This is a genomic window from Tautonia sociabilis, from assembly GCF_003977685.1.
In the GTDB taxonomy this organism is placed as follows: Bacteria; Planctomycetota; Planctomycetia; order Isosphaerales; family Isosphaeraceae; genus Tautonia; species Tautonia sociabilis.
The window spans coordinates 66,112-86,644 of record NZ_RYZH01000019.1 but is presented as its reverse complement, the minus strand read 5'-3'; the positions used below and the strand labels follow the sequence as shown (position 1 = coordinate 86,644).

General features: G+C 69.0%; 16 protein-coding genes. 9 read left to right on the top strand and 7 right to left on the bottom strand.

The window, feature by feature from the left end:
- Nucleotides 1-68: 68 nt before the first annotated feature.
- The 5 genes from TsocGM_RS11530 (at nt 69) to ettA (ending at nt 7,287) form a co-directional block, all read left to right on the top strand.
- A complete protein-coding gene (locus TsocGM_RS11530; RefSeq protein WP_158633504.1) occupies nt 69-2,435 on the top strand; it encodes a polysaccharide biosynthesis tyrosine autokinase in 2,367 nt (788 codons plus the stop codon).
- A 115-nt stretch (nt 2,436-2,550) separates the two neighbouring features.
- Entirely contained in the window at nt 2,551-3,456 is a 906-nt protein-coding gene (locus TsocGM_RS11525) for an efflux RND transporter periplasmic adaptor subunit (RefSeq protein ID WP_126725521.1), read from the top strand.
- A 202-nt stretch (nt 3,457-3,658) separates the two neighbouring features.
- Nucleotides 3,659-4,495, top strand: a complete 837-nt coding sequence (locus TsocGM_RS11520; RefSeq protein ID WP_126725520.1) for a transketolase — start codon at nt 3,659-3,661, stop codon at nt 4,493-4,495.
- The gene (locus tag TsocGM_RS11515) at nt 4,492-5,451 is read left to right on the top strand and encodes a transketolase family protein (RefSeq protein ID WP_126725519.1); all 960 of its coding nucleotides are present in this window, start codon (nt 4,492-4,494) and stop codon (nt 5,449-5,451) included. Before TsocGM_RS11520 ends, TsocGM_RS11515 begins: the two co-directional genes overlap by 4 nt.
- Nucleotides 5,452-5,610: 159 nt before the next feature.
- Nucleotides 5,611-7,287 (top strand): energy-dependent translational throttle protein EttA, encoded by a 1,677-nt coding sequence (gene ettA / locus TsocGM_RS11510; protein WP_126725518.1) that lies wholly within the window; start codon nt 5,611-5,613, stop codon nt 7,285-7,287.
- A gap of 259 nt (nt 7,288-7,546) precedes the next feature.
- Here the strand turns inward: ettA and TsocGM_RS11505 are convergent, their stop codons facing one another.
- From TsocGM_RS11505 to TsocGM_RS11490, 4 genes are all read right to left on the bottom strand, one after another.
- A complete protein-coding gene (locus TsocGM_RS11505; RefSeq protein WP_126725517.1) occupies nt 7,547-8,545 on the bottom strand; it encodes a quinone oxidoreductase family protein in 999 nt (332 codons plus the stop codon).
- A gap of 22 nt (nt 8,546-8,567) precedes the next feature.
- Nucleotides 8,568-8,888 carry a Rieske (2Fe-2S) protein gene (locus tag TsocGM_RS11500; RefSeq protein WP_126725516.1) on the bottom strand — a complete coding sequence of 107 codons (321 nt, stop codon included), beginning with the start codon at nt 8,886-8,888 and terminating at the stop codon, nt 8,568-8,570.
- A gap of 280 nt (nt 8,889-9,168) precedes the next feature.
- Nucleotides 9,169-9,969, bottom strand: a complete 801-nt coding sequence (locus TsocGM_RS11495) for a CAP domain-containing protein (RefSeq protein ID WP_126725515.1) — start codon at nt 9,967-9,969, stop codon at nt 9,169-9,171.
- 449 nt (nt 9,970-10,418) lie between these two features.
- Nucleotides 10,419-11,807, bottom strand: coding sequence for a Gfo/Idh/MocA family protein (locus TsocGM_RS11490; protein ID WP_126725514.1), 1,389 nt, complete (start codon nt 11,805-11,807; stop codon nt 10,419-10,421).
- A 792-nt stretch (nt 11,808-12,599) separates the two neighbouring features.
- Here TsocGM_RS11490 and TsocGM_RS11485 point away from each other — a divergent pair.
- From TsocGM_RS11485 to TsocGM_RS11475, 3 genes are read left to right on the top strand one after another with little or no spacing between them, the layout of a single operon-like run.
- Nucleotides 12,600-13,349: a class I SAM-dependent methyltransferase gene (locus tag TsocGM_RS11485; protein WP_126725513.1), complete on the top strand. Its 750-nt coding sequence runs from the start codon at nt 12,600-12,602 to the stop codon at nt 13,347-13,349.
- On the top strand, nt 13,349-14,770 hold the full coding sequence (locus TsocGM_RS11480) for an amino acid permease (protein ID WP_126725512.1): 1,422 nt from the start codon (nt 13,349-13,351) through the stop codon (nt 14,768-14,770). The genes TsocGM_RS11485 and TsocGM_RS11480 overlap by 1 nt, the downstream gene beginning before the upstream one ends.
- Before the next feature lie 51 nt (nt 14,771-14,821).
- The gene (locus tag TsocGM_RS11475; RefSeq protein WP_126725511.1) at nt 14,822-15,865 is read left to right on the top strand and encodes a serine hydrolase; all 1,044 of its coding nucleotides are present in this window, start codon (nt 14,822-14,824) and stop codon (nt 15,863-15,865) included.
- 83 nt (nt 15,866-15,948) lie between these two features.
- Here TsocGM_RS11475 and TsocGM_RS11470 read toward each other — a convergent pair whose 3' ends face one another.
- A complete protein-coding gene (locus TsocGM_RS11470) occupies nt 15,949-16,926 on the bottom strand; it encodes a 2-hydroxyacid dehydrogenase (RefSeq protein WP_126725510.1) in 978 nt (325 codons plus the stop codon).
- 100 nt (nt 16,927-17,026) lie between these two features.
- Between TsocGM_RS11470 and TsocGM_RS11465 the strand changes: the two genes are divergently transcribed.
- Entirely contained in the window at nt 17,027-17,836 is an 810-nt protein-coding gene (locus tag TsocGM_RS11465) for an SDR family NAD(P)-dependent oxidoreductase (protein ID WP_126725509.1), read from the top strand.
- A gap of 12 nt (nt 17,837-17,848) precedes the next feature.
- Here TsocGM_RS11465 and TsocGM_RS11460 read toward each other — a convergent pair whose 3' ends face one another.
- The gene (locus TsocGM_RS11460; RefSeq protein ID WP_126725508.1) at nt 17,849-19,075 is read right to left on the bottom strand and encodes a right-handed parallel beta-helix repeat-containing protein; all 1,227 of its coding nucleotides are present in this window, start codon (nt 19,073-19,075) and stop codon (nt 17,849-17,851) included.
- Between the two features lie 16 nt (nt 19,076-19,091).
- On the bottom strand, nt 19,092-20,519 hold the full coding sequence (locus tag TsocGM_RS11455; protein WP_126725507.1) for a DUF1501 domain-containing protein: 1,428 nt from the start codon (nt 20,517-20,519) through the stop codon (nt 19,092-19,094).
- Nucleotides 20,520-20,533 lie beyond the last annotated feature (14 nt).

Here is a 20,533-nt window from a genome sequence, read left to right as displayed (position 1 = left end):
TCGGCGCCGGAGAGTACTCCCGGAGGATGAGGCTCCCCGACCCTCAAGGCAGCGAAGCGGATTCGACGATGAGCGACCGACCCCTCGCGAGCGATACGAACCCGTCGGCCCATCTGGGGGCCGCGGAGCTCAAGCACCTGATCCGGGTTGTCCGCCGGGAGTGGCGGTGGTCGGCCGTGGGCCTGGCCGTCTGCCTGACGGCGGCCGCGATCTACCTTGTGCGGACGCCGAGGATGTACCAGGCGACCGCCCGGGTCCTGGTGCTGGAGACCGGCCGACAGCCGCTGAAGGTGACCGAGGCAGACGCCGGCGGCGGCGAGGGGGGGGTCGACCGCTTCCCGACCTACGCGGCGATCCTCAGCAGCCCCCACATTGTCGGTCGGGCGATCGAGCAGGTGGGGGTCGAGAACCTGCCGACCTTGCAGCTCGCCAAGCGAGAGGGAAAGACGCCGACCCAGGCGGCGATTGAGGAGCTGGACGTCAGCCGACCGGACCGGGCGGCGTCGGTCCTCCGCATCGACTACCGGGCCCGGACCAAGGAGGAGGCGGTCCTGCTGACCGACGCGCTGATCCGGAGCTTCGAGGCGTTTCTCGAGGAGAGCTACCAGTCGAACAACACGAAGGTCGTCACGCTCATCACCGAGGCGCGCGACCTGATCAGCAAGGAGCTGGTCGACCTGGAGCAGAAGTACCTGGAGATCCGCAAGAAGAACACCGTGCTGGCGACCGACCAGTCGGGCCGGTCGTTCATCACCCGACGGGTCGACGGCTGGGATTCGGTGATCAACCAGACACTCGTGCGGGCGGTGGAGCTTCGGACGCAGTTGGAGCTGGGCAAGTCGCTGCGGGAGAAGGGGGTGGGGCTGGCGGGGATCGCCTACGCCCTGGGTCAGTTCCGGGGGGATCCGGGCGAGAGCCTGGCGATCAGCAGCTCGGCGGGCCGGAGCCAGGCACTGGCGTCGGATTACGTTCGGCAGTTGATCAACGAGCAGCAGCGGCTCGCCGACCGCTTCGGCGCCGATTACTCGAGGGTCCGAGACATCGAGGAGCAGATCGCCCGGGTGCAGCAGGTGGCGGCCGATTCCAGGAGGAGCGTGGAGTCGGTCGAGGTGGACGACCTGATCTTGTCGATCGAGCAGGCGGTGGCGTCAGTCGAGGCCCTGCAGCAGGAGTACACGGATCGGTTCCGGGAAGACCTGGAGCAGGCCAGGCAGATTCTCAACGATCAGGCGGAGGAGGAGAACATCCGAGCACAGCTTGATCGTCAGCAGCGGCTCTTCAACACGGTGGTCGACCAGTTGAAGCAGGCCCAGCTGGTGGGGGAATACAGCGGCGTGGTCACGCAGACGATCGAGCCGCCGCACGCTCTGCGCAAGGCGGTGCGCCCGAGGGTGCTGCTGACGCTTTGCATGGCGCTGATGTCCGGGCTGGTGCTGGGGACGATGGCCGCCCTGGCGGCCGATGGGCTGGACAGCCGGGTCCGGTCGCTCGACGAGGTGCGGTCCATGCTTGGCTCCCGGATCCTCGGGGTGATCCCCAGGCTCTCCAAGGCGGAGCTGGCCGAGACCACCGAGCCGGGGCTGGTGGTGCACCAGCGGCCCGGGTCGCTGACGGCCGAGGCGTACCGGGCGCTGCGGACGGGCCTGGAGTTCGTCCGTCGGGAGCGGGACGTGCGGGTGATCGTCGTCTGCAGCCCCTCGCCGGGGGACGGCAAGAGCACGGTGACGAGCAACCTGGCGATCGGGCTGGCGCAGGCGGGGCGTCGGGTGCTGCTGATCGACTGCGACCTGAGGAAGCCGTCGCAGGACCGGATCCACGGGATCGACCGGGCGCCAGGGCTGTCGGAGGTGCTGCGGGGGATCTCGACGTGGCGCGAGGTTCTGCAGCCCTCGGCGGCGGAGGACCTGCGGATCATGACCACCGGCGGTCCGGTCGAGAACCCGGCCGAGCTGCTGATGAGCGAGCGGTTCCGTTCGCTCGTCGCCGAGCTGCGGGGCGAATTCGACCGCGTGCTGATCGACACCTCGCCGCTGCTCTACGTGGCCGACCCGTCGATCGTCGCGCCCTCGGCCGACGGGGTGCTGCTGGTGCTGCGGCCTTCGGAGATCCGCCGGGCGGCGATGCACCGGGTGGCCGAGGTGGTCCAGATGATGGGCACTCCTCTGCTCGGCTCGGTCGTCAACGCCGACGGCTCGGACGACGCGCAGTTCCTCCACGCCGGGCGGTACTACGGACGCTACGGCCGCTCGTACGGCAGCGTCGACGGCTCGGGCCCGAGAACGGGATCGGTCTGGCCGTCGGGCACGGCGGCTGGAGAGGGGGCGTCGGCCTCGTGGGCGCCGGCCTCTCTGCTGCGACGACTCCGGACCGGCGGTCCCGGGCCTGGCTTCGGCAACGGGGGCCGGGGAGTCAACGGGAACGGGAAGCTCGGTTGATCGACGGCCCCGGGAGAGCCGCCCGGGGCGGTTCGATCCTGGACTCCGACTCCGGCGCTTTTCCAACCCTCGACGCGATTTCGAGACGGAATGAGTTGATGGACGGGACCCGACCATGCTGTTGACGACCTCGATGCTGCTGTCGCTCGGACCGATCCTCTTCCCCGACGTCCCCGACGGGGAGGGCGGGGGGCCGCCGCCGCTGGCGGTGCTCCGCCGGTGCACGATCGAATACGCGAACACGACAGACCTCGGTGCCGCCCAGTTCGGCATCTACAAGGAATGCCTCGTCCGTCGGGGGGACTCGGTCGAGGCCGGACAGGTGCTCGGCCGGCTGGAGGACGATGACGCGAGGGCCGAACTGGCGCTCAGGACGATCGAGGCCGAGAGCACGATCACGGTACGCATCAACGAGGCCCGGCGCGACCAGGCGGCGGAGAAGCTGCGCGCCTCGGAGATCCTCATGCGGCGAGACGCCTTGAGCCTGGAAGAGTTCAACCTCCGCCGGCTGGAGGCGACGACCGCCGCGCTGGCGGTGGAGGAGGCGGAGTATCAGCGGGAAATCGCCGCGATGCAGCGCAAGCAAGCGGAGGCGATGCTCCGGCTCCGGCAGTTCGTCGCGCCGCACGACGGGATCGTCGTCGAGCTGTACAAGGAGCCCGGCGAGCCGATCTCGCCGAACGAGCCCGTCATCCGGGTGGTCGATGTCGACCGGGTGCGCGTGACCGGACACCTTGACGTCAAGGACGCCTGGGACGTCCACCCCGGCCAGCCCGTCCGGATCGCGCCGGACGTGGGCGGCACGGAGCTGTGGGTCGAGGATCGCTGGTTCCCCGGCGAGTTGGTGTTCATCGACCCCCAGATCGACCCCGATACGCAGACCTGCGTGATCATCGCCGAGGTCCCCAATCCCGGCCGGCTCCTGAGGGCCGGCCTGGAGGCGAGGATGGAGATCCTCCCCGCGGGGGCTCCCTCGGGGGAGGAGGCGGAGCAGGGAAGGCGATCGAGAGCGGCGGAATGATCGAACGCGGAGGAGGGGCGGCGAACCGGGTCTTCCCGAGCGACCCGTCCCGGGAAGGTCGTCTGGGCGAGCGTTGTCCCGTCGGCCATCCTCCGCCCCTCTCCCGCTTCCGCTGGGTCCCCACCTTCGATCCGACCTCCGACATCCACCGTGACCCATCATCCATTGAGAACGCTCAGGCACTCCATCCCAAGGATGAACCATGCCACCCACCGAAGAGGAACTTGCCCAGTTGGCCGAGCTGGCACGTCGGCTGAGACTGAGGACGATGGAGATGATCCGGCGGGCGAGGAGTTCTCACGTCGGCTCGTGTTTCTCGATGGCCGAGCTGATGGCGGCGCTCTACGGCGGGGGGATCTTGAGGATTGATCCGGAAGACCCCGGCAATCCGGGTCGAGACCGATTCATCCTGAGCAAGGGGCACGCCTGCGCGATCTATTACGCGATGCTCGCGGAGCGGGGCTTCTTCCCCGAGGACTGGCTGGAGCGCTTCTACTCAGACGGCGGCGAGCTGGCCGGGCACGCGACGCACAAGGGGGTGCCGGGGGTGGAGGTGTCGACGGGGTCGCTCGGGCATGGCCTGCCGATCGGCTGCGGGATGGCACTGGCGGCGAAGCGGTCGGGAATGCCGTACCGGACCATCGTCCTGCTGGGAGATGGGGAGTGCGACGAGGGCACGATCTGGGAATCGGCCCTGATCGCGGCGCAACACCGGCTGGACAACCTGACGGTGATCGTTGACTTCAACAAGATTCAGAGCCTCGGACATGTGCGCGAGGTCCTGGACCTCGGGGACCTGGCCGGGAAGTGGCAACGCTTCGGCTGGGAAACGCGAGAAGTGGACGGACATGACCTCGGTCAGATCCTGGACGCGATGCGATCGCTTCCGTTCGAACCGGGGAAGCCATCGTGCCTGGTGGCGCATACGGTCAAGGGGAAGGGGGTGAGCTTCATGGAGGATCGCTTGCTCTGGCACTACCGGACCCCGGCCGGCGAGGAGTACGAGGCGGCCCGGATCGAACTGGAGGCGTCGGCATGAGGACCGAGTTCATCGAGGAGCTGACACGGCTGGCGGAACGGGATGACCGGATCTGCCTGGTCGTCGGCGACCTGGGCTTCGGCGTGGTCGTGGACTTCGCGAAGCGCTTCCCCGACCGCTTCCTCAACGTGGGGATCGCCGAGCAGGCGATGACCGGGCTGGCGGCCGGATGGGCGCTGAGTGGGAAGGTCGTGTTCACCTACTCGATCGCGAACTTTCCCACGCTTCGATGCCTGGAGCAGATCCGCAACGACGCCTGTTACCACGGGGCCAACGTGAAGATCGTCGCCGTCGGCGGAGGCTTCGCGTATGGGGCGCTCGGGGCGACGCACCACGCGACCGAAGATCTCGCCGTGCTCCGCGCAATGCCGGGCATGAGGGTGGTGGCGCCGGGGGACACGGTCGAGGCCAGGCTCGCCACCCGGGCGGTGGCTGATCTCCCCGGCCCGTGCTACCTGAGGATCGGTCGGGCGGGAGAGCCGACCGTCCACGATGCGGAGCCCGAGTTCCGGATCGGAAGGGCGATCACGGTCCGGGAGGGGACCGACGTGGCGATTCTCTCGACGGGGGGGATGCTCAAGACGGCGGTCGATGCGGCCGAGCTGCTCGGGGCCGATGGCATCTCGGCCCGGGTCGTGTCGATGCACACGCTTCACCCGATCGACGAGGGGGCGATCTTGCGGGCCTCGGCTGAGACGGGGGCCGTGCTGACGCTCGAGGAGCACAGCATTGTCGGCGGGCTCGGAGGGGCGGTGGCCGAGGTGCTGGCGGAGTCGGCGTCGGGCGTCCCGTTCCGTCGGCTGGGGACGCCGCCGAGGTTCGCCCCTCGGGTGGGGAGCCAGGAGTTCATGCTTCGGCAATCCGGGCTGACCCCCCCGGCCGTGGCGGAAGCGGCCCGCGGGTTGTTGCTCCGTCATGCGGCGCTCGGGCCGCTCATGACTGTTCCGGAGGGTTGAGGGACCCGATCGCCGAGTGATTCTGGGGTTCCGAAGCCCCGGGCGATTCGGTGTAATTGGGTGGTCGTGCGCGGTCCGGCGCCGGGGGGTCCTGGCCGCCGACGGGGGAAGAGTCCTGACCGCGCGCCCTGCCGTCGAGCCTCGCACCCGGGATCGTCGATGCCCCCGCAGTACATCTACACCATCGAGCGCCTCTCAAAGAATCACGGCAAGAAAGAGGTCCTGAAGGACATCACGCTGATGTTCTACCCCGGGGCCAAGATCGGCGTCCTGGGGCCGAACGGGGCGGGCAAGAGCACGCTCCTGCGGATCATGGCCGGAGAGGAGAAGGAGTTCCTCGGGACGGCCCGGCCGGCCCCGGGGGCGACGATCGGCTACCTGCCTCAGGAGCCTCACCTGAACCCTGATCGGGACGTGCTCGGCAACGTCGAGGAGGCCGTCGGCCCCGTTCGAGCCCTGCTCAAGCGGTTCGACGCGATCAACGCTCGGCTCGCCGAGGGACCCGACGCCGACGAGATGGACGCCCTGCTCGCCGAGCTGACCGAGGTGCAGGACGGCATCGAGGCCGCCGACGGCTGGGAGCTGGACCGTCGGCTCGAGATCGCCATGGACGCCATGCGCCTCCCCCCCGGCGACGCTGACGTGACCAAGCTCTCCGGCGGGGAGCGGCGTCGCGTGGCGCTCTGCAAGATCCTGCTCCAACGCCCGGACATCCTGCTGCTGGACGAGCCGACCAACCACCTCGACGCCGACAGCGTCTCCTGGCTCGAACGCCACCTCCAGGAATATCCCGGCATGGTGGTGGCGATCACCCACGACCGCTACTTCCTCGACAACGTCGCCCAGTGGATCCTGGAGCTCGACCGAGGCCGGGGCATCCCCTTCGAGGGGAACTACTCCGGCTGGCTGGAGCAGAAGCAGGCCCGGCTGGAGAAGGAAGAGAAGCAGGATCGTTCCCGGAAGCGGACCCTCGAACGGGAGCTGGAGTGGATCCGGATGTCTCCCCGGGCCCGGGTGTCCAAGAATCGGGCGCGCATCCAGCGGTATGAGCAGCTCGCCGCCGAGGAAGCCGAGCGCCGCGACGAGCCGGTCACGATCCAGATCCCTCCGGGTCCGCATCTGGGCGACCTCGTCGTCGAGGCGGAGAACGTCTCCAAGGCGTTCGGCGACCGGATCTTGTTCGAGAATATGAGTTTCCGATTGCCCCCCGGGGGCATCGTAGGCGTGATCGGCCCCAACGGCGCCGGCAAGACGACCCTGTTCCGGATGATCGTCGGCCAGGAGACGCCGGACTCGGGAGCGCTCCGGGTCGGCAGCACGGTGAAGCTCTCCTACGTCGATCAGAACCGGGATGCGCTCGACCCGGACAAGACGATCTTCCAGGAGATCAGCGGCGGCCTCGACCAGATCGAGCTGGGCAAGCGGAAGGTACCGGCTCGGGCGTATGTCTCCTGGTTCAACTTCAAGGGGCCGGACCAGGAGAAGAAGGTCGGCACGCTCTCCGGCGGCGAGCGGAACCGGGTCCACCTGGCCAAGCTGCTCACCACCGGCGGGAACCTGCTGCTGCTGGACGAGCCGTCGAACGACCTGGACGTGGACACACTCCGGGCGCTGGAGGACGCGCTGCTGGACTTCTCCGGCTGTGCCGTGGTCATCAGCCACGACCGCTGGTTTCTCAACCGCATCGCCACCCACATCCTCGCCTTCGAGGGGGACAGCCAAGTCGTTTGGTGCGACGGCAATTTCGAGACCTACCTGGAGCAGCGTCGAGCGAGGCTGGGGATCGAGGCCGATCAACCGCACCGGATCAAGTACAAGAGCCTGGTTCGGGACTGAGGCCCCGGCACGCTGGACGCTTCCCGGCCGAATCGTGGGAGAGTCTCCGGGGCCCGATCCCACCCGGAGCGGCCCGGTCGATCCTTCGATTCGGCCGGGCCGGGGGGGGAATCGCGCCCATTCCCCGGGGAGACGCTCCCCAAGGTGAATCTGTTTGTGATCGCGTCTTGATTTCGTGCCGGTTATGCGATGCCGGTCGACGGCGCCGGCGAGCCGGCCAGCGCGATCCAATAAATATTGGTCGGCTCCGGGCGGGAGATCAGCCGCCGACGGTGATGACCACCTTGCCCACGAGTGTGCCGGCGCCGCCGACGGTGTTGTCCTCGAGAAACTGCTGGGCCTCGGCGGCCTGCTCGAGGGGGAAGGTCCGGCCGACGATGGGGCGGAGGCGGCCCTCGGTGACCCATCGGATCATGTCTTCGGCACAGAGCAACTGCTCATCGGGTGAGTAGTTGAACATGGCGAAGCCGAGGATCGAGCAGTTTCGCGGGTAGAAGGAGCCGAGCGGAAGGGTGGGGGTGGCATCCCGGCCGGCCATGAGGACGGCCCGCCCTCGCTTGCGGAGCAAGGGGACGATGGTCATGAGGTCGGGGTCGCGCTGGGTTTCGTACCAGACGTCAATCCCCTCCTCGGACCACGCTCGGAGCCGGGCGGGGACGTCGTCCTGCTTGTAATTGAGGACGAGGTCGGCGCCGAGTTGCCGGCAGAGGTCGAGGGTCTGCTCGTGGCCGGCGGTGGTGGCGACTCGGGCGCCGGAGGCCTTGGCCATCTGGATGACCATCGAGCCAACCCCGCCGCCACCGCCGGAGACGTAGACCGACTCTCCGGGTTTTAGCCGGGCTCGGTCGAAGAGCCCGAGGTGGGCGGTGATGCCGACCAGGGCCATCGAGGCGGCCTCGGCGTCGGAGAGGCTGGGAGGGGTGGAGTAGAGCCATCGCTCGTCGGTGCAGAGCAGCTCGGCGGCGGAGCCCTGGCGGCCGAGCAGCCCTTGATTCGATCCCCAGACTCGGTCGCCGGGGCGGAAGCGGGTCACGCCCGGGCCGATCGCCTCGACGGTGCCGGCCACATCGGTCCCGACGATGTAGGGGAAGCTCATCGGCATGGCCACGCGGCCGGCGCGGAGATACAGGTCGATCGGATTGATCGCGGCGGCGCCGACGCGGACGAGCACCTCGCCGGGCCCGGGGGAGGGGTCAGGGAGCTGTCCGACGATGATGGACGAGGCGTCGCCGTGCGACTCGATGTAGGCGGCTCGCATTGGGGGCGGTTCTCGATTCGGTTCAATCGATGTTGACCTGGATCTCGTCGCCGACGACTCGGACGGGGAAGGTGGGAACGCGAGACCGGGAGCCCTCGAGGTGGCGGCCGTCCTCCAGGCTGAAGCGCCAGCCGTGCCAGGTGCAGGTGACGGAGCGGTCAAAGACGAGGCCGTCGCTCAGCGGTGCGCCCTGGTGGGGGCAGTAGTCTTCGATGGCGTAGTAGGTTCCGCCCTCCAGGAAGACGGCGACCATGACGCCGTCGACGTCGAAGGCACGGCCGTGCCCCTCGGGAATCTCCCCGACCTTCGCGACCGTGTGAAAACGCTCGGATTCGGACGACACCGGGGACCTCCGGTCCGGAAGAAGCGGGGGAAGCCAAGGGCGGGGGGCGTCGGAGCCCCATCCGGCAGGGCTCCATCATAGCGGCCCGACGGAGCGGAGCGGAACCCCGAGGCCCGTCGTCTCCGGGGCGGAGGAGAAGAAGTCGAAGGGGGAGACCGGGACGCCTCCGTGTGTCCCGGTCGGCCGGGATGCGGAGGCCGACGGGCGTCCGCGTCCCGGTGGTGCGCGACGGAGGATCGACGGACGGATCCGACGTCCCTCCGGAGAGCCCCGGAAGGGCTCAGTAGGCGTTGAAGGTCCAGTAGGCCCCCATCCCGGCGATGCCAATCACCCGGATCGACGGGTCGAGCAAGGCGGCGGCGTGCGCCGGAGAGGCGAGCCACTGGGCGCCAATCGTGGAGAACGAGCCCATGGCGCTGTTCTGGCGACGAGCCGGGCCCATGACGTGATGCCCGAGGCCGTAGCTGTTCTGCTGGGCGTTGTTCATGTTGGCCCAGGCCGCCAGGTTGGCATCGTGCGAAACCGGAGCCAGACCGTACTGGGCGCGGACGCCGTTGAGCCAGGCGGTGAAACCGTAGGGGTCGCCGGACGCGGCGGCCGGCTGGGCCGTCGCGGCGGGCTGAGTGGCGGGATCGATCGGGGCGGCCGGCTGGGCGTAGGCGGCCACCGGGGCGGCCTGCTGGTTGTAGTAGGAGGGCCGCGGGGGCTGGCCGGTCCAGTAGGTCACCGCGGCATTAACGGTGTTCTGGAACGTCTGATACCCGCCGGTGGCCGGCCTGGCGTATCGAGGGATGGTGTAGTAATAGGTCGGCCGTTGTCTCGGGGCAGGATAAGTCGTCTGTTGCGCGACGTCGACGGCGGAATCGAGCATGCGACGGAGGTCATCGTCGCCGATCAGGGCGCGAGTCTCATCGGCCGTCCTGGCCTCTCCGTCGTCGCCCACCGGGACGCCGGGTGCGGCGGCCTGGACCAGGGCGATCATCAGCCCCCAGAGCGGATCCGCCGAGGACGCGGCCCGGGCGGACGGCGTCGCGGCGGCAAGGGTCAGGCCGATCAGGGAGAGGGTGCGGATGTGAATCATCGTGAAGGTGCGCTCTCGGGTCTCCGTACATCGCCGCGGCGGGACGCTCCCTGCGCCTGCGATCGGCGTTGGGACGGCCGACCCGACTCGGGTTCAGGCCGCCCCCTTGCCGCAGCGATCCGAAGAGAATGACCGCTCCCACCCTGCCGTTGCAAGGGCAAAATACCCCTCATGCGCGAACCCGCCATCTTTGGAAATGGCCGGGATTCGTGCGGATTGCCTGCGTCGGATCGTGGTGAGCGTTATTGATGAGATGAAACTATGGTGGGGATTGCGGGCGGGGGCAGGCGCCATTGCCGGTACGGTGACAACCGGCCGGACCGCCCGAGTGACGGTGGGCCGGCAGTGGTCGGCAGGCCGTCCTGGCGTCGCATCGTCGACAACGGCCCGGGCGTCCCCCGCACGGCCGCCGGCCGCGCGGGGAACGAGGGGCGGTAGGAGGTCGGGGCTCAGCCTCGGGTCACTTCCCAGCCCCGGCGGTACTCGGTCTGGATGAAGGCGTTGGCCTCGGGGTAATTGGTGATCTTCAGGGCCGGGCCGTCCCACTCGAGGCGATGACCGGTGCGGATGGCGACGTTCCCCAGCAGGAACGCCTCGGTCAGCAGGCTGGCGATGTCAAAGTTCGAGTAGGCGATCTCCGGCTTGCCGGCGGTGATGGCCTCGACCCATTCGTTCTTCATCCCCTGGTCGCCCTGGCCGTTGGCCGGCAGGTGCTCGGGGGTGTCGAGGTTCTTCCCTTCGGCCAGCGCCTCGGGGTGGATGCGGAACTTGGCGCCGTAGTCGTTCGGCGAGTAGAGGATCCCCTCGTCGCCAACGAGGATCGACCCGCTGCCGGGGAGCTTCTCGCCGGGGGCGAGGATCTTGGCCTGGAGCTCCTTCGGGGGCAGGACGAGCTCGCCGTTCTCACGGCCCTCGTACCAGGTGAGGGTGACTGGCGGCATGTCCTCCCGGGCGGGGAACTCGATGGTGACGCGGGCCCAGGCGGGGTAGGTCTCGGGGTTGACCTCGCCGCTCTCGGCCGAGACGGCGACCGGGTGGGCGAGCTTCAACGCGCGGAAGGCCATGTTGGCGGTGTGGCAGGCCATGTCGCCGATGGCGCCGGTGCCGTAGTCCCACCAGCCCCGCCAGTTGAACGGGTGGTAGACCTCGGCGACATAGGGCCGCAGCGGGGCGCCGCCGATGAACTGATCCCAGTGGATCGACTTCGGCCAGGGGTCGGCCTTGTCGGGTCGGGAGGTGATCTGGGGGGCCTGCGGCCAGACCGGGCGGTTGGTCCAGACGTGGACCTCGCGGACCGGGCCGATGAGGCCGCTTTGGATCAGCTCGACGGCGCGCCGGAGGCCGTTCTCGGCCGATCCCTGGTTGCCCATCTGGGTGCAGACGCCGTGCTGGCGGGCGGCCTCCTTGAGCACCCGAGACTCGAAGACGGTCTGCGTGAGCGGCTTTTGGCAGTAGACATGCTTGCCCATGCGAATGGCCATTAGCGAGGCCAGCGCGTGGGTGTGGTCGGGGGTGGAGACGGTGACGGCGTCAATCTCCTTGCCCATCTCATCGAGCAGGTCGCGGAAGTCGTAGTAAACCTTCGCGCCGGGCCACTTCTCGGCCTTCGGGGCGATGCGGCCCTCGTCGATGTCGCAGATCGCCACGACCTCGCCAAGGTTGGCGGCCTGGTCGATGTCGCTACTCCCCTTGCCGCCGACGCCGATGCCGGCGAAGCGGAGGGTCTCGTTCGGCTTGCGACCCAGCCGGGCGGCCGAGTAGGCCGGCGCGGTGTAGAAGTAGCCAAGCGAGGCGGCCCCAGCGCCCAGGAAGCCGCGCCGGCTGACGTTGGTTTTCATCGCGAGATCGCTCCGTCGAGGGATTGGGAGTGGTGAGGTGGCGGGTGGGGGGATGTCCCCCCGCGCCTGCCAGCGTAGTGGCCGGTGGCCCGCGCAACAACGGCCCACCGGCGGCGGCACGCGCTGGAAATCCTCGGTGGTCCTCGATAGAACGAGGGGCATCCGATTCGGTCCCCCGGGGAGGCCCCGAGATGACACGGACGATCAGGTCATCGACGCTGGTCGTCGCGGTGCCGAGCATCGAGGGGAACTCCTGCCTGGGCCTCGCGGTGACGCCCTGCCCGATCGTCCTGGAGGGCCGGGGGAGCCCGGCGCTGCCGAACAGCGGGGGAGCGTTCGACCGGATCGGCCCGTCGTGGCCCGGCCCCAGGTTTTCGGACCGTTCGACGTCGCGGCCTTGCCGATCGCCCTGGCCTTCCTCGGAAGGCGGGGGGAAGGGCCGATCGTCGGCCGGCGCTTCCTCGGAACGTTCGGCACGATTGTGGCGGGCTCCCTCGCTCGCGGCGAACATTGGCGAGATCACGATTCCGAGGGACTCGGAGGTCCCGGGGGGAACGAGTCGGTTGCCTCGCCGTTTTCCTCCCGATCCCGGAGGCCGACCCTGCCGTCCGGGGGTTCAATCAACTGTTCGGGACGGCAGTGATGATGGTCACGACGGGATCCATTGCCGTCCTGGTCCGCTCCGCCCGATCGCCGGAATCCCGATCGTCCGGCCGGACGGCCCCCCCGACGGGGGCCTGACGCCCGAGGATTGGCCCCGATCCTGTCCCCACCGGCCCAAGGAGGCCTGTCATGTTCCCCCGCCTGCTGGTCGTGTTCCTCGCTCTGGCCCTGGCCGCCCCCCCGGCGGTTCGATCGCAGGAGATCACCGGCGCGAAGCCGGAGCTGAACGATTCGTTCCGGGAACCGGACGTGGAACGCTACGTCGAGCGATTCGAGAGCGAGTCGCGCGAGGTCTTCACCCGGCGGGATGAGGTGGTCCGGGCGCTCGGGCTGGAGCCGGGCATGGACGTGGCCGACGTGGGCGCCGGGACCGGCCTCTACACGATCCCGATGGCGGCCGCCGTTGGCCCGAGGGGGGCGGTCTTCGCGGTGGACATCGCCCCGAATTTCCTGAGGTATATCGCTGATCGGGCGAAAAAGGAGGGGCTGAACAATGTCTGCACCGTGCTCGGCGGACAGGATTCGCCCAACCTGCCGCCGGCATCGGTGGACCTGGTGTTCATTTGCGACACCTATCATCACTTCGAGAATCCGGCGGCGATGCTGGCCGGGATCCACCGGGCGCTGCGTCCCGGGGGACGGCTGGTCGTGATCGACTTCGACCGGAAGGAGGGAGTCAGCTCGGAGTTCATCCTGGAGCATGTCCGGGCCGACCGGCAGACGTTCCTCTCGGAGATCACCTCGGCCGGGTTCGAGCTGTCGGCCCCGGAGGGCGAGGCCGCGCCGGAGCTGGAGGAGAACTTCTTCGCTGTGTTTGATCGGCAGCCCTCACCGGACGACCCTCCCGTCCGACGTCGCCGACGGGGAGCTGACCGCTGATGGCATCCGACCCGGAGGATCCTCGCGCCGGCGAGGGTGCCGACCTACCCGCCTCGTTCGGCCTGGCGACGGCGACCTTCGTCGTCGTCGCCAGCATGGTGGGGACCGGGGTGCTGACGACCTCGGGCTTCACGGCCTTCTTCGTCGGCAGCAACGCGTGGATGCTGGCGCTGTGGGTGGTCGGCGCGGTCATCGCCGCCTGCGGGGCGCTCTCGCTGGCGGAGCTGGCCGCGGCCCTCCCCCGATCGGGAGGGGATTATGTGTTCTTGTATGAAGCCTATGGACCCCTGGCCGCGTTCCTTTCCGGCTGGGTGTCGTTTCTGATCGGCTTCGGGGCGCCGATCGCCGCCACCGCGTTCGCGGCCAGCGAATACCTCCTTCGGCCGATCGAGCTGGACGGCCCGACGGGGCTGATCGCCCGCCGAGGGCTGGCGACGGTGCTGATCCTGGCGTTCGGGCACGTTCACGCCTGGACCCGGGGCGGCTCGGTCGGCGTGCAGGGGGCCTCGACCGTGCTCAAGTTCGGTCTACTGTCCGGGCTGGCGGTGTTCGGGCTGGCCGCGGGATGGGGGCGGTGGGAGAACCTGGCGGATGCTCCTCCGATCGAAGCGATCGACCGGGGGCTGGTTTTGTCGGCGCTGTCGTCGCTGGTCTACGTTTACTACGCCTACACGGGGTGGAACGGGGCCGCCTATCTCGCCGGAGAGATGGCCGACCCCCGGAGGCAGATGCCCCGGGCGATCTTCCTCGGAACCGGCCTGGTCGTCCTGCTCTACCTGGCGTTGAACCTGTTCTACGCCCTGGCCCTGACCCCGGGGGATCTCGGGGCGATCGTCGAACGTGCCGAGGCGGCGGGGAATCAGGAGCCGTTGAACGCCCTGACTCGAATCGCCGAACTGGCCTCGGCCCGGTTGTTTGGGGAACGGGTCGCGGCGGGGTTGTCGGTGGTGATCGGGTTGACGCTGCTGGCATCGCTCAGCGCGTTCATTCTCACCGGGCCTCGGGTCGCGTTCGCCATGGCGAAGGCTGGTCAGTTCCCGGTCGTGGCGGCCCGGCTGTCGGGCCCATCGAAGACGCCGGCCGTCGCCACGGCGATGCAGATTTCCTGGTCGCTGGTGCTGCTCTGGACCGGGTCGTTCGAGGGGATCATCGTCTATGCGGGGGTCGGGCTCGCGCTCTTCTCGATGCTGACGATTAGCTCGGTCTTCGTCCTCCGCCTCCGACGGCCGGATCTGCCCCGCCCGTTCCGGACTCCCGGCTACCCGGTCGTGCCGGCGGTCTACCTGCTCGCGACGCTTGCGCTGACGGTCGCCGCGTGCGTGCAGCGGAGCGAGGCAGCCATCGCCTCGCTCCTGAGCATCGCGCTCGGCGTCCCCTTCTATTTCGGCTGGAGGTGGTTCGTGGGGAGTCCCGCCAGATGACCGCCCGGGAGTTGGAGGCGAGAGGTCTCCCCGTGCGGTGAGGTGAATCGGATGATCGCAGCGATCGCTCCGCTGATTGTGGCCCTGCTCGTCGGCCCGGATGCCGACGCGGAGGTCGTTTTCCCCGGCGAGGGATGGGAGCATCGGGATCCGGCGGAACTCGGCCTCGACCCCGAAGCGCTGGATCGGTTCGCCGAGGAGCTCGGCGGCCGGGGATGCGTCGTCCGGAACGGCTATGTGGTGAAGCAATGGGGGGACCAGTCGGAGCGATCCGACTGGTACTCGTCGGTCAAGCCGTTGTTCAGCACGTTGCTGTTCTTCGCGATCGAGGAGGGCCGCGTCTCGGGGGTCGATCAGCCCGTCGCCGAGTTCGGCTGGGATCTCCAGGGAAACGATCGTGCGATCACCTTCCGCCACCTGGCCGACATGACCAGCGGCTACGCCCGCCCCGAGCCCCCGGGAGCCGCCTGGGCGTACAACGACTTCGCCATCCAGCTCTATCAGCAAACCCTGTTCGACCGCGTTTTCCGGGGAGAACCTGGCGAGGTCGTCTGCGACCCGGCCCGGCTCGGCCCGCTGGGATTTCAGGACGGCCTGGAGTTCAACGGTCGTCGTCGACTGATCGCCTCGGTGCGCGACTTCGCCCGCCTGGATTGGTTCTGGCTGAACCGGGGGAGGTGGGGGGACCGGCAGCTCCTCCCCTCCCGCTTCTTCGACGACTTCATGACGCCTGACGTGCCGGCCGACCTGCCGCAGACCGCCAAGGCGGAGACCGAGGATCCGCTCGGTCTGGGCACCTTCGGCGGCGGGTCGGACCACTTCACCGAGTTCGGCCCGGGAATCTACGGTTTCAACTGGTGGTTCAACGCCTCGGGGAGAACGCACCCCGGAACACGGACCTGGCCGGATGCCCCGCCCGATGCCGTCATGACCATTGGCTTCGGCGGGAACTGCTCGGTCATCCTGCCCGGGGATCGGATCGTGGTTGCCTCCGCCCGGGGAGATTGGGGGAGGCTCGAGGCCGGCCAGGCCGAATCCACCATGAACCGGCGGCTCTCCTCGCTCATGAGGGCCATCGAGCCGGGACGCGACTGATCTCGTCTAGCCATCGCGGCGAGGACGGCTCGGGGAGCGGACTCTCCTCGGCTCGACTGGACCAGGGCCTGCTGGGAGATGGCTCAGGGGGATCCCAGGGCAGTCGGCGGGACCGGGCTGGGCAGCGGGAGGCCGTCGAGGCCGGCGAGCAGGTTCGCGACCGAGAGCTCGGCCATGCGGCGGCGAGTGCGGTCGGTCGCGCTCCCGAGGTGGGGGGTGAGGACCAGGTTGTCCATCGCGAGCAATCCGTGGTCTCTCGGGAGCGGTTCCGGATCGGTCACGTCGAGCCCGGCCGCGGCGATGGTGCCGGAGCGGAGGGCGGCCAGAAGGTCATCGGTCACGACGACCGGCCCCCGGGAGACGTTCACGAGCACGGCCGTCGGCTTCATCCGGCCGAGGGCGTTGGCGTCGATGAGCCCTCGGGTGCGGTCGGTCAGGGGGACGCAGAGGACGACGAAGTCGCTCTCGGCAAGGAGCTGCTCGAAGCTGGAATAGCGGAGCCCGAGCGCGGCCTCGACCTCGGGGCGGGGGTTTCGGTTCTGGTAGCAGACGGCCATGTCGAAGCCGATCGCGCGGCGGGCGACTTTCTCGCCGATCCGACCGAGGCCGACGATCCCGAGCGTCGAGCCGTGGACCTCCCGGCCGAGCATGGAGCCGGGATCGTAGGAGGTGAAGGCGGGGGAGCGGGCGTAGCGATCCCCTTCGACGACACGTCGAGAGGCGGCCAGCAGCAAGGCGAAAGCGAGGTCGGCGGTTGCGCCGTCGAGCACGCCGGGGGTATTGCCGACGGGGATCCCCCGGGCGGAGGCGGCGGCCATGTCGATATGATCGATCCCGACCCCGTAGTTGCTCACCACCCGGAGGCCGGGCAGGCGGTCGAGCATCTCGGCGTCGACGGCCGGGTGGCCGTAGGTATAAAGCCCATCGACCGGGAGAATCGGCCCGGCGGTCGCCTCCCAGGGGAGCAGCTCGACCCGATCGCCGAGCAGGGCGAGGACGGTTGGGTCGAGTGGGCCGTCGGCTGCGACCCGGGGACGGGGAGAGCGGGGCTGGGTGTCCATCGGCGGGTGATCGTGCGAGGGTGTTCGGGGCGGGGCTTGATTGGGCCGTCGGGAATCATCATCCTGGCCGATCTTCGATGGTGCAACCGGAGGGCAGCACATGCGGATCGACTTGGAGGGCGAGGTCGCCATCATCTTCGGCGCCGCCCGGGGGATCGGCCGAGCGATCGCCGAGGGGTTCAGCGAGGCCGGCGCGATCGTCGCGTACGTCGACCGCAGCCCAACCGTCTCCTTCATCGCCGGCCAGTACCGCCGCCTCTCCGGACGGCCGACCGCCGCGTACGTCGCCGACGTCACGGATCCCGAGCTGATGAGACAGGTGGCCGATGACACGCTCCGCGACCTCGGCCGCGTGGACCACCTGGTCTACGCGGCGGCCGTCGGCTCGGGGAAGTTCGGCATGCCGTTCTGGAACCTGGAGCCGGAGGACTGGGGGCCGGTCCTCCGCGTCAACCTCCTCGGCGCCGTCAACGTGGCGCACGCCTTCGGCCCGAGGATGGCCGAGGCCGGGCGAGGGACCCTGACGATGATCGCCTCCGTCTCCGGGCAGATCGGCTCGCAAACCGACCCGCCCTACAGCGCCTCGAAGGCGGCTCTGATCAACTTCGCCCAGTGCGCCGCCAAGGACCTGGCCCCCAGCGGCGTCCGAGTGAACACGATCAACCCGGGAATGGTCGACACGCCGCTGAACCGATCCGTCTACGAGGCCTGGTCGGCCACGCAACCGAAGGAGGCCCGCCAGAGCTGGGAGCAGTGGAGCTTGGAGAAGATCCGGAAGCTTGTCCCCCTCAACCGCTGGCAGGAGCCCGAGGACATCGCTGCGATGGCCGTCTTCCTTGCCTCTCCTCTGGCGAGGAACGTGACGGGACAGACGATCAACGTGGACGGCGGATACGTGATGCACTGGTAGGGAGCGCTCCGATCACGGCGAGGGGCTCGTCGCGGGGGAGATCAGGTCGCCAATCTCGGAATTGTCGAGCGAGCCGAGGTCGCCCTCCTCCACCTCGGTCAAGACGTTCCCGTCGACGACCACTCGGCGAACGTTCCCCCGCACCTCAATCGCCTTCGGCCCGACGCCGGAGAAGAGGTTGCCGCTCAGGGCGATGTCGCTCGTGCCGTCGAGGACCACGCCGCCGGCCTCGCGGTCGCCCTCCAATCGCTTCTCGGACTGTGGGCCGATCGTGCTATCGGCGAAGCTGTTGCCGGTCACGGCGACCCGGGCGCTGGCGGAGCCGATGACCAGGGCGTGCCGGCGGACGATCGGGAAGGCGTTCCCGGTGACCGCGATGCCGTGGGCGTCTCGCAGGTCGATGCCGTCGGCCGACTCGTGGGCGATGACGTTGGCGCTCAGGGCGATGCCGTAGCAGTCTCGGTCGAGGACGATCGCGGTGCCCTGGCATTCCTCGATCATGTTGCCGGAGACGACGGAGCCGTAGGTGTTCTCGATCACGACGCCGTTGCCGAGATGGTCGTCGACGCAGTTGCCGGTCATGCAGAGGTTGTAGCCGTCGGTGCAGCGGAGCGCGTCGATGTTCTCTTCGAACTGGTTGGCGGAGACGACGATGTCGTGGCAGGCGATCAGGTTCAGGCCGGTTCCCTTGTTGTAGGTGATCAGAGAGTTGCAGATGCGAGGATCTTCGTAGCAATTGTCGAGCACGATGCCGTCGCCGCCGTGCTCGCTGACGGTGACGCCATCGACGAAGAGCTCGTTCACCCCTCGGGCGACGATGCCGGGGCCGCTGCGCTCGTTGCCAGTGACGCGGAAGTTGGCCAGGCGGATCCGCCAGAGGCGGGCGCGGTTGTCCTGATCGAAGCCGGCAGGAGCGACGAGGATGGTCGGCTCGCCGTCGGTGTTGGTGTTCTTGAGCTGGGTGGCGGTCCCGGCCCCTTCGATGCAAACGTCCTCGGAGGTGATGCGAAGCGGTTCATCGAGCTCGAAGGTCCCGGCCGGCAGCCGGACGAGGCCGCCCTCGGGAGGGAGGGCGTCGATGGCGAGCTGGAGACTGGCGTAATCGATCGCCTCGATCGTCGGCCGAGCGCCGGCGAGTCCTCCTCTCCCCTGCTGGGCGACACCGGAGGAGGGGCGTGTGGCGATCCAGGCGGCCGCCAGCAGGGAGGAGGCGAGCAGGAGCGGAAGAGAATGTCTCATCGGAGGGGACTCGGGGTTAGGCCAGGATGTCGAGCAGGACGTGCCCGTGCACGTCGGTCAGGCGGCGGTCGATACCGTCGTGCCTCACGGTCAGCTTCGTATGGTCGATCCCCAGCAGGTGCAAGACGGTGGCATGCACGTCGTAGCCGGTGGTGGGGTGCTCGGCCGCCTTGTACGACCACTCGTCGCTCGAGCCGTAGGTCACGCCTCCCTTGATGCCGCCGCCGGCCAGCCAGTTGGTGAAGGTGAACGGATTGTGGTCGCGCCCCTTGCCGCCCTGCGAGCAGGGCATGCGGCCGAACTCGGTGGTCCAGAGGATGATGGTGTCGTCGAGCAATCCTCGCGTCTTCAAGTCCTTGATTAGGGCGGCGGCGGGGCGGTCCATGCTGGTGCCCATCTCGCCGTGGTCTCGGGCGAGGTCTTCGTGGGAGTCCCAGTTGCGGCGGGGGAAGCCGTTGTCGGCGCCGCTCCAGATCTGGACGAAGCGGACGCCGCGCTCGAGCAGGCGGCGGGCGATGAGGCAGTTGCGGCCGAAGTCGGCGGTGATCTCGGCGTCGAGCCCGTAGAGGCGGCAGGTCGCCTCGGTCTCTCCCGAGAGGTCGAGCACCTCCGGGGCGCTGAGCTGAAGGCGGGCCGCGAGTTCGTAGGAGGCGATGCGGGCGTCAAGGCGGGAGTCGCCGGGGCGGTCGTCGGCGTGCTCGAGATTGAGGCGGGCGAGCAGGTCGCGGCCCTCGCGCTCGGCGGAGTCGGTGAGGGAGAGGGCGTCGGGGAGCCGGAGGTTGCGGATCGGCCGGGGGGCCGAGGGGCGGATCATCGTTCCCTGGTGTTCGGCGGGCAGGAAGCCGGCGCTCCAGTTGGCCGGGCCGTTCGGGGCGAAGCCGCGGGAGTCGGGCAGGACGACGAATGTTGGCAGATCCTCATTCATCGATCCGAGGCCGTAGGAGATCCACGCCCCCATCCCCGGGAAGCCCGGCCGAACGAACCCGGTCGCCTGAAGGAACGTCGCGGGTCCGTGGACGTTCGAGGAGGAGACCATCGCCGGCAGGAAGGCGATGTCGTCGACGCAGGACGCCAGGTTCGGGAGCAGGTCGCTGATCCAGGCGCCGCATTCCCCGTGTTGCCGCCAGCGCCAGGGGCTGGCCATGACCGCTCCCGGTTCGCTCTGGAACAGCTCGACCTTGCCGCCGGGGTCGAAGGGCAGGCCGTTGCGCTTGATGAGCAGCGGCTTGTAATCGAAGGTGTCGCACTGGCTCGCGGCGCCGGACATGAACAACTGGACAACCCGTTTCGCCTTCGCCGGGTGGTGGAGGCCCCCGTTGAGATCGGCCCGAGGGGGCGAGGAGGCCTCGTCCGACGCGAGCAGGCCCTCGACCCCGAGCAAGTGGGCCAGCGCGATGCCGCCGAGCCCTCCTCCCGAGCGCCAGAGGAACGATCGCCGGCTCATCCCCGTCCCCGTTC

Bases quoted from the DNA above. Each gene is read 5' to 3' on its own strand.
- TsocGM_RS11460 (WP_126725508.1), bottom strand. From the start codon at position 19,075: ATGAGACATTCTCTTCCGCTCCTGCTCGCCTCCTCCCTGCTGGCGGCC.
- TsocGM_RS11520 (WP_126725520.1), top strand. From the start codon at position 3,659: ATGCCACCCACCGAAGAGGAACTTGCCCAGTTGGCCGAGCTGGCACGT.
- TsocGM_RS11525 (WP_126725521.1), top strand. From the start codon at position 2,551: ATGCTGTTGACGACCTCGATGCTGCTGTCGCTCGGACCGATCCTCTTC.
- ettA (WP_126725518.1), top strand. From the start codon at position 5,611: ATGCCCCCGCAGTACATCTACACCATCGAGCGCCTCTCAAAGAATCAC.
- TsocGM_RS11490 (WP_126725514.1), bottom strand. From the start codon at position 11,807: ATGAAAACCAACGTCAGCCGGCGCGGCTTCCTGGGCGCTGGGGCCGCC.
- TsocGM_RS11530 (WP_158633504.1), top strand. From the start codon at position 69: ATGAGCGACCGACCCCTCGCGAGCGATACGAACCCGTCGGCCCATCTG.
- TsocGM_RS11505 (WP_126725517.1), bottom strand. From the start codon at position 8,545: ATGCGAGCCGCCTACATCGAGTCGCACGGCGACGCCTCGTCCATCATC.
- TsocGM_RS11480 (WP_126725512.1), top strand. From the start codon at position 13,349: ATGGCATCCGACCCGGAGGATCCTCGCGCCGGCGAGGGTGCCGACCTA.
- TsocGM_RS11455 (WP_126725507.1), bottom strand. From the start codon at position 20,519: ATGAGCCGGCGATCGTTCCTCTGGCGCTCGGGAGGAGGGCTCGGCGGC.
- TsocGM_RS11470 (WP_126725510.1), bottom strand. From the start codon at position 16,926: ATGGACACCCAGCCCCGCTCTCCCCGTCCCCGGGTCGCAGCCGACGGC.
- TsocGM_RS11515 (WP_126725519.1), top strand. From the start codon at position 4,492: ATGAGGACCGAGTTCATCGAGGAGCTGACACGGCTGGCGGAACGGGAT.
- TsocGM_RS11485 (WP_126725513.1), top strand. From the start codon at position 12,600: ATGTTCCCCCGCCTGCTGGTCGTGTTCCTCGCTCTGGCCCTGGCCGCC.
- TsocGM_RS11495 (WP_126725515.1), bottom strand. From the start codon at position 9,969: ATGATTCACATCCGCACCCTCTCCCTGATCGGCCTGACCCTTGCCGCC.
- TsocGM_RS11475 (WP_126725511.1), top strand. From the start codon at position 14,822: ATGATCGCAGCGATCGCTCCGCTGATTGTGGCCCTGCTCGTCGGCCCG.
- TsocGM_RS11465 (WP_126725509.1), top strand. From the start codon at position 17,027: ATGCGGATCGACTTGGAGGGCGAGGTCGCCATCATCTTCGGCGCCGCC.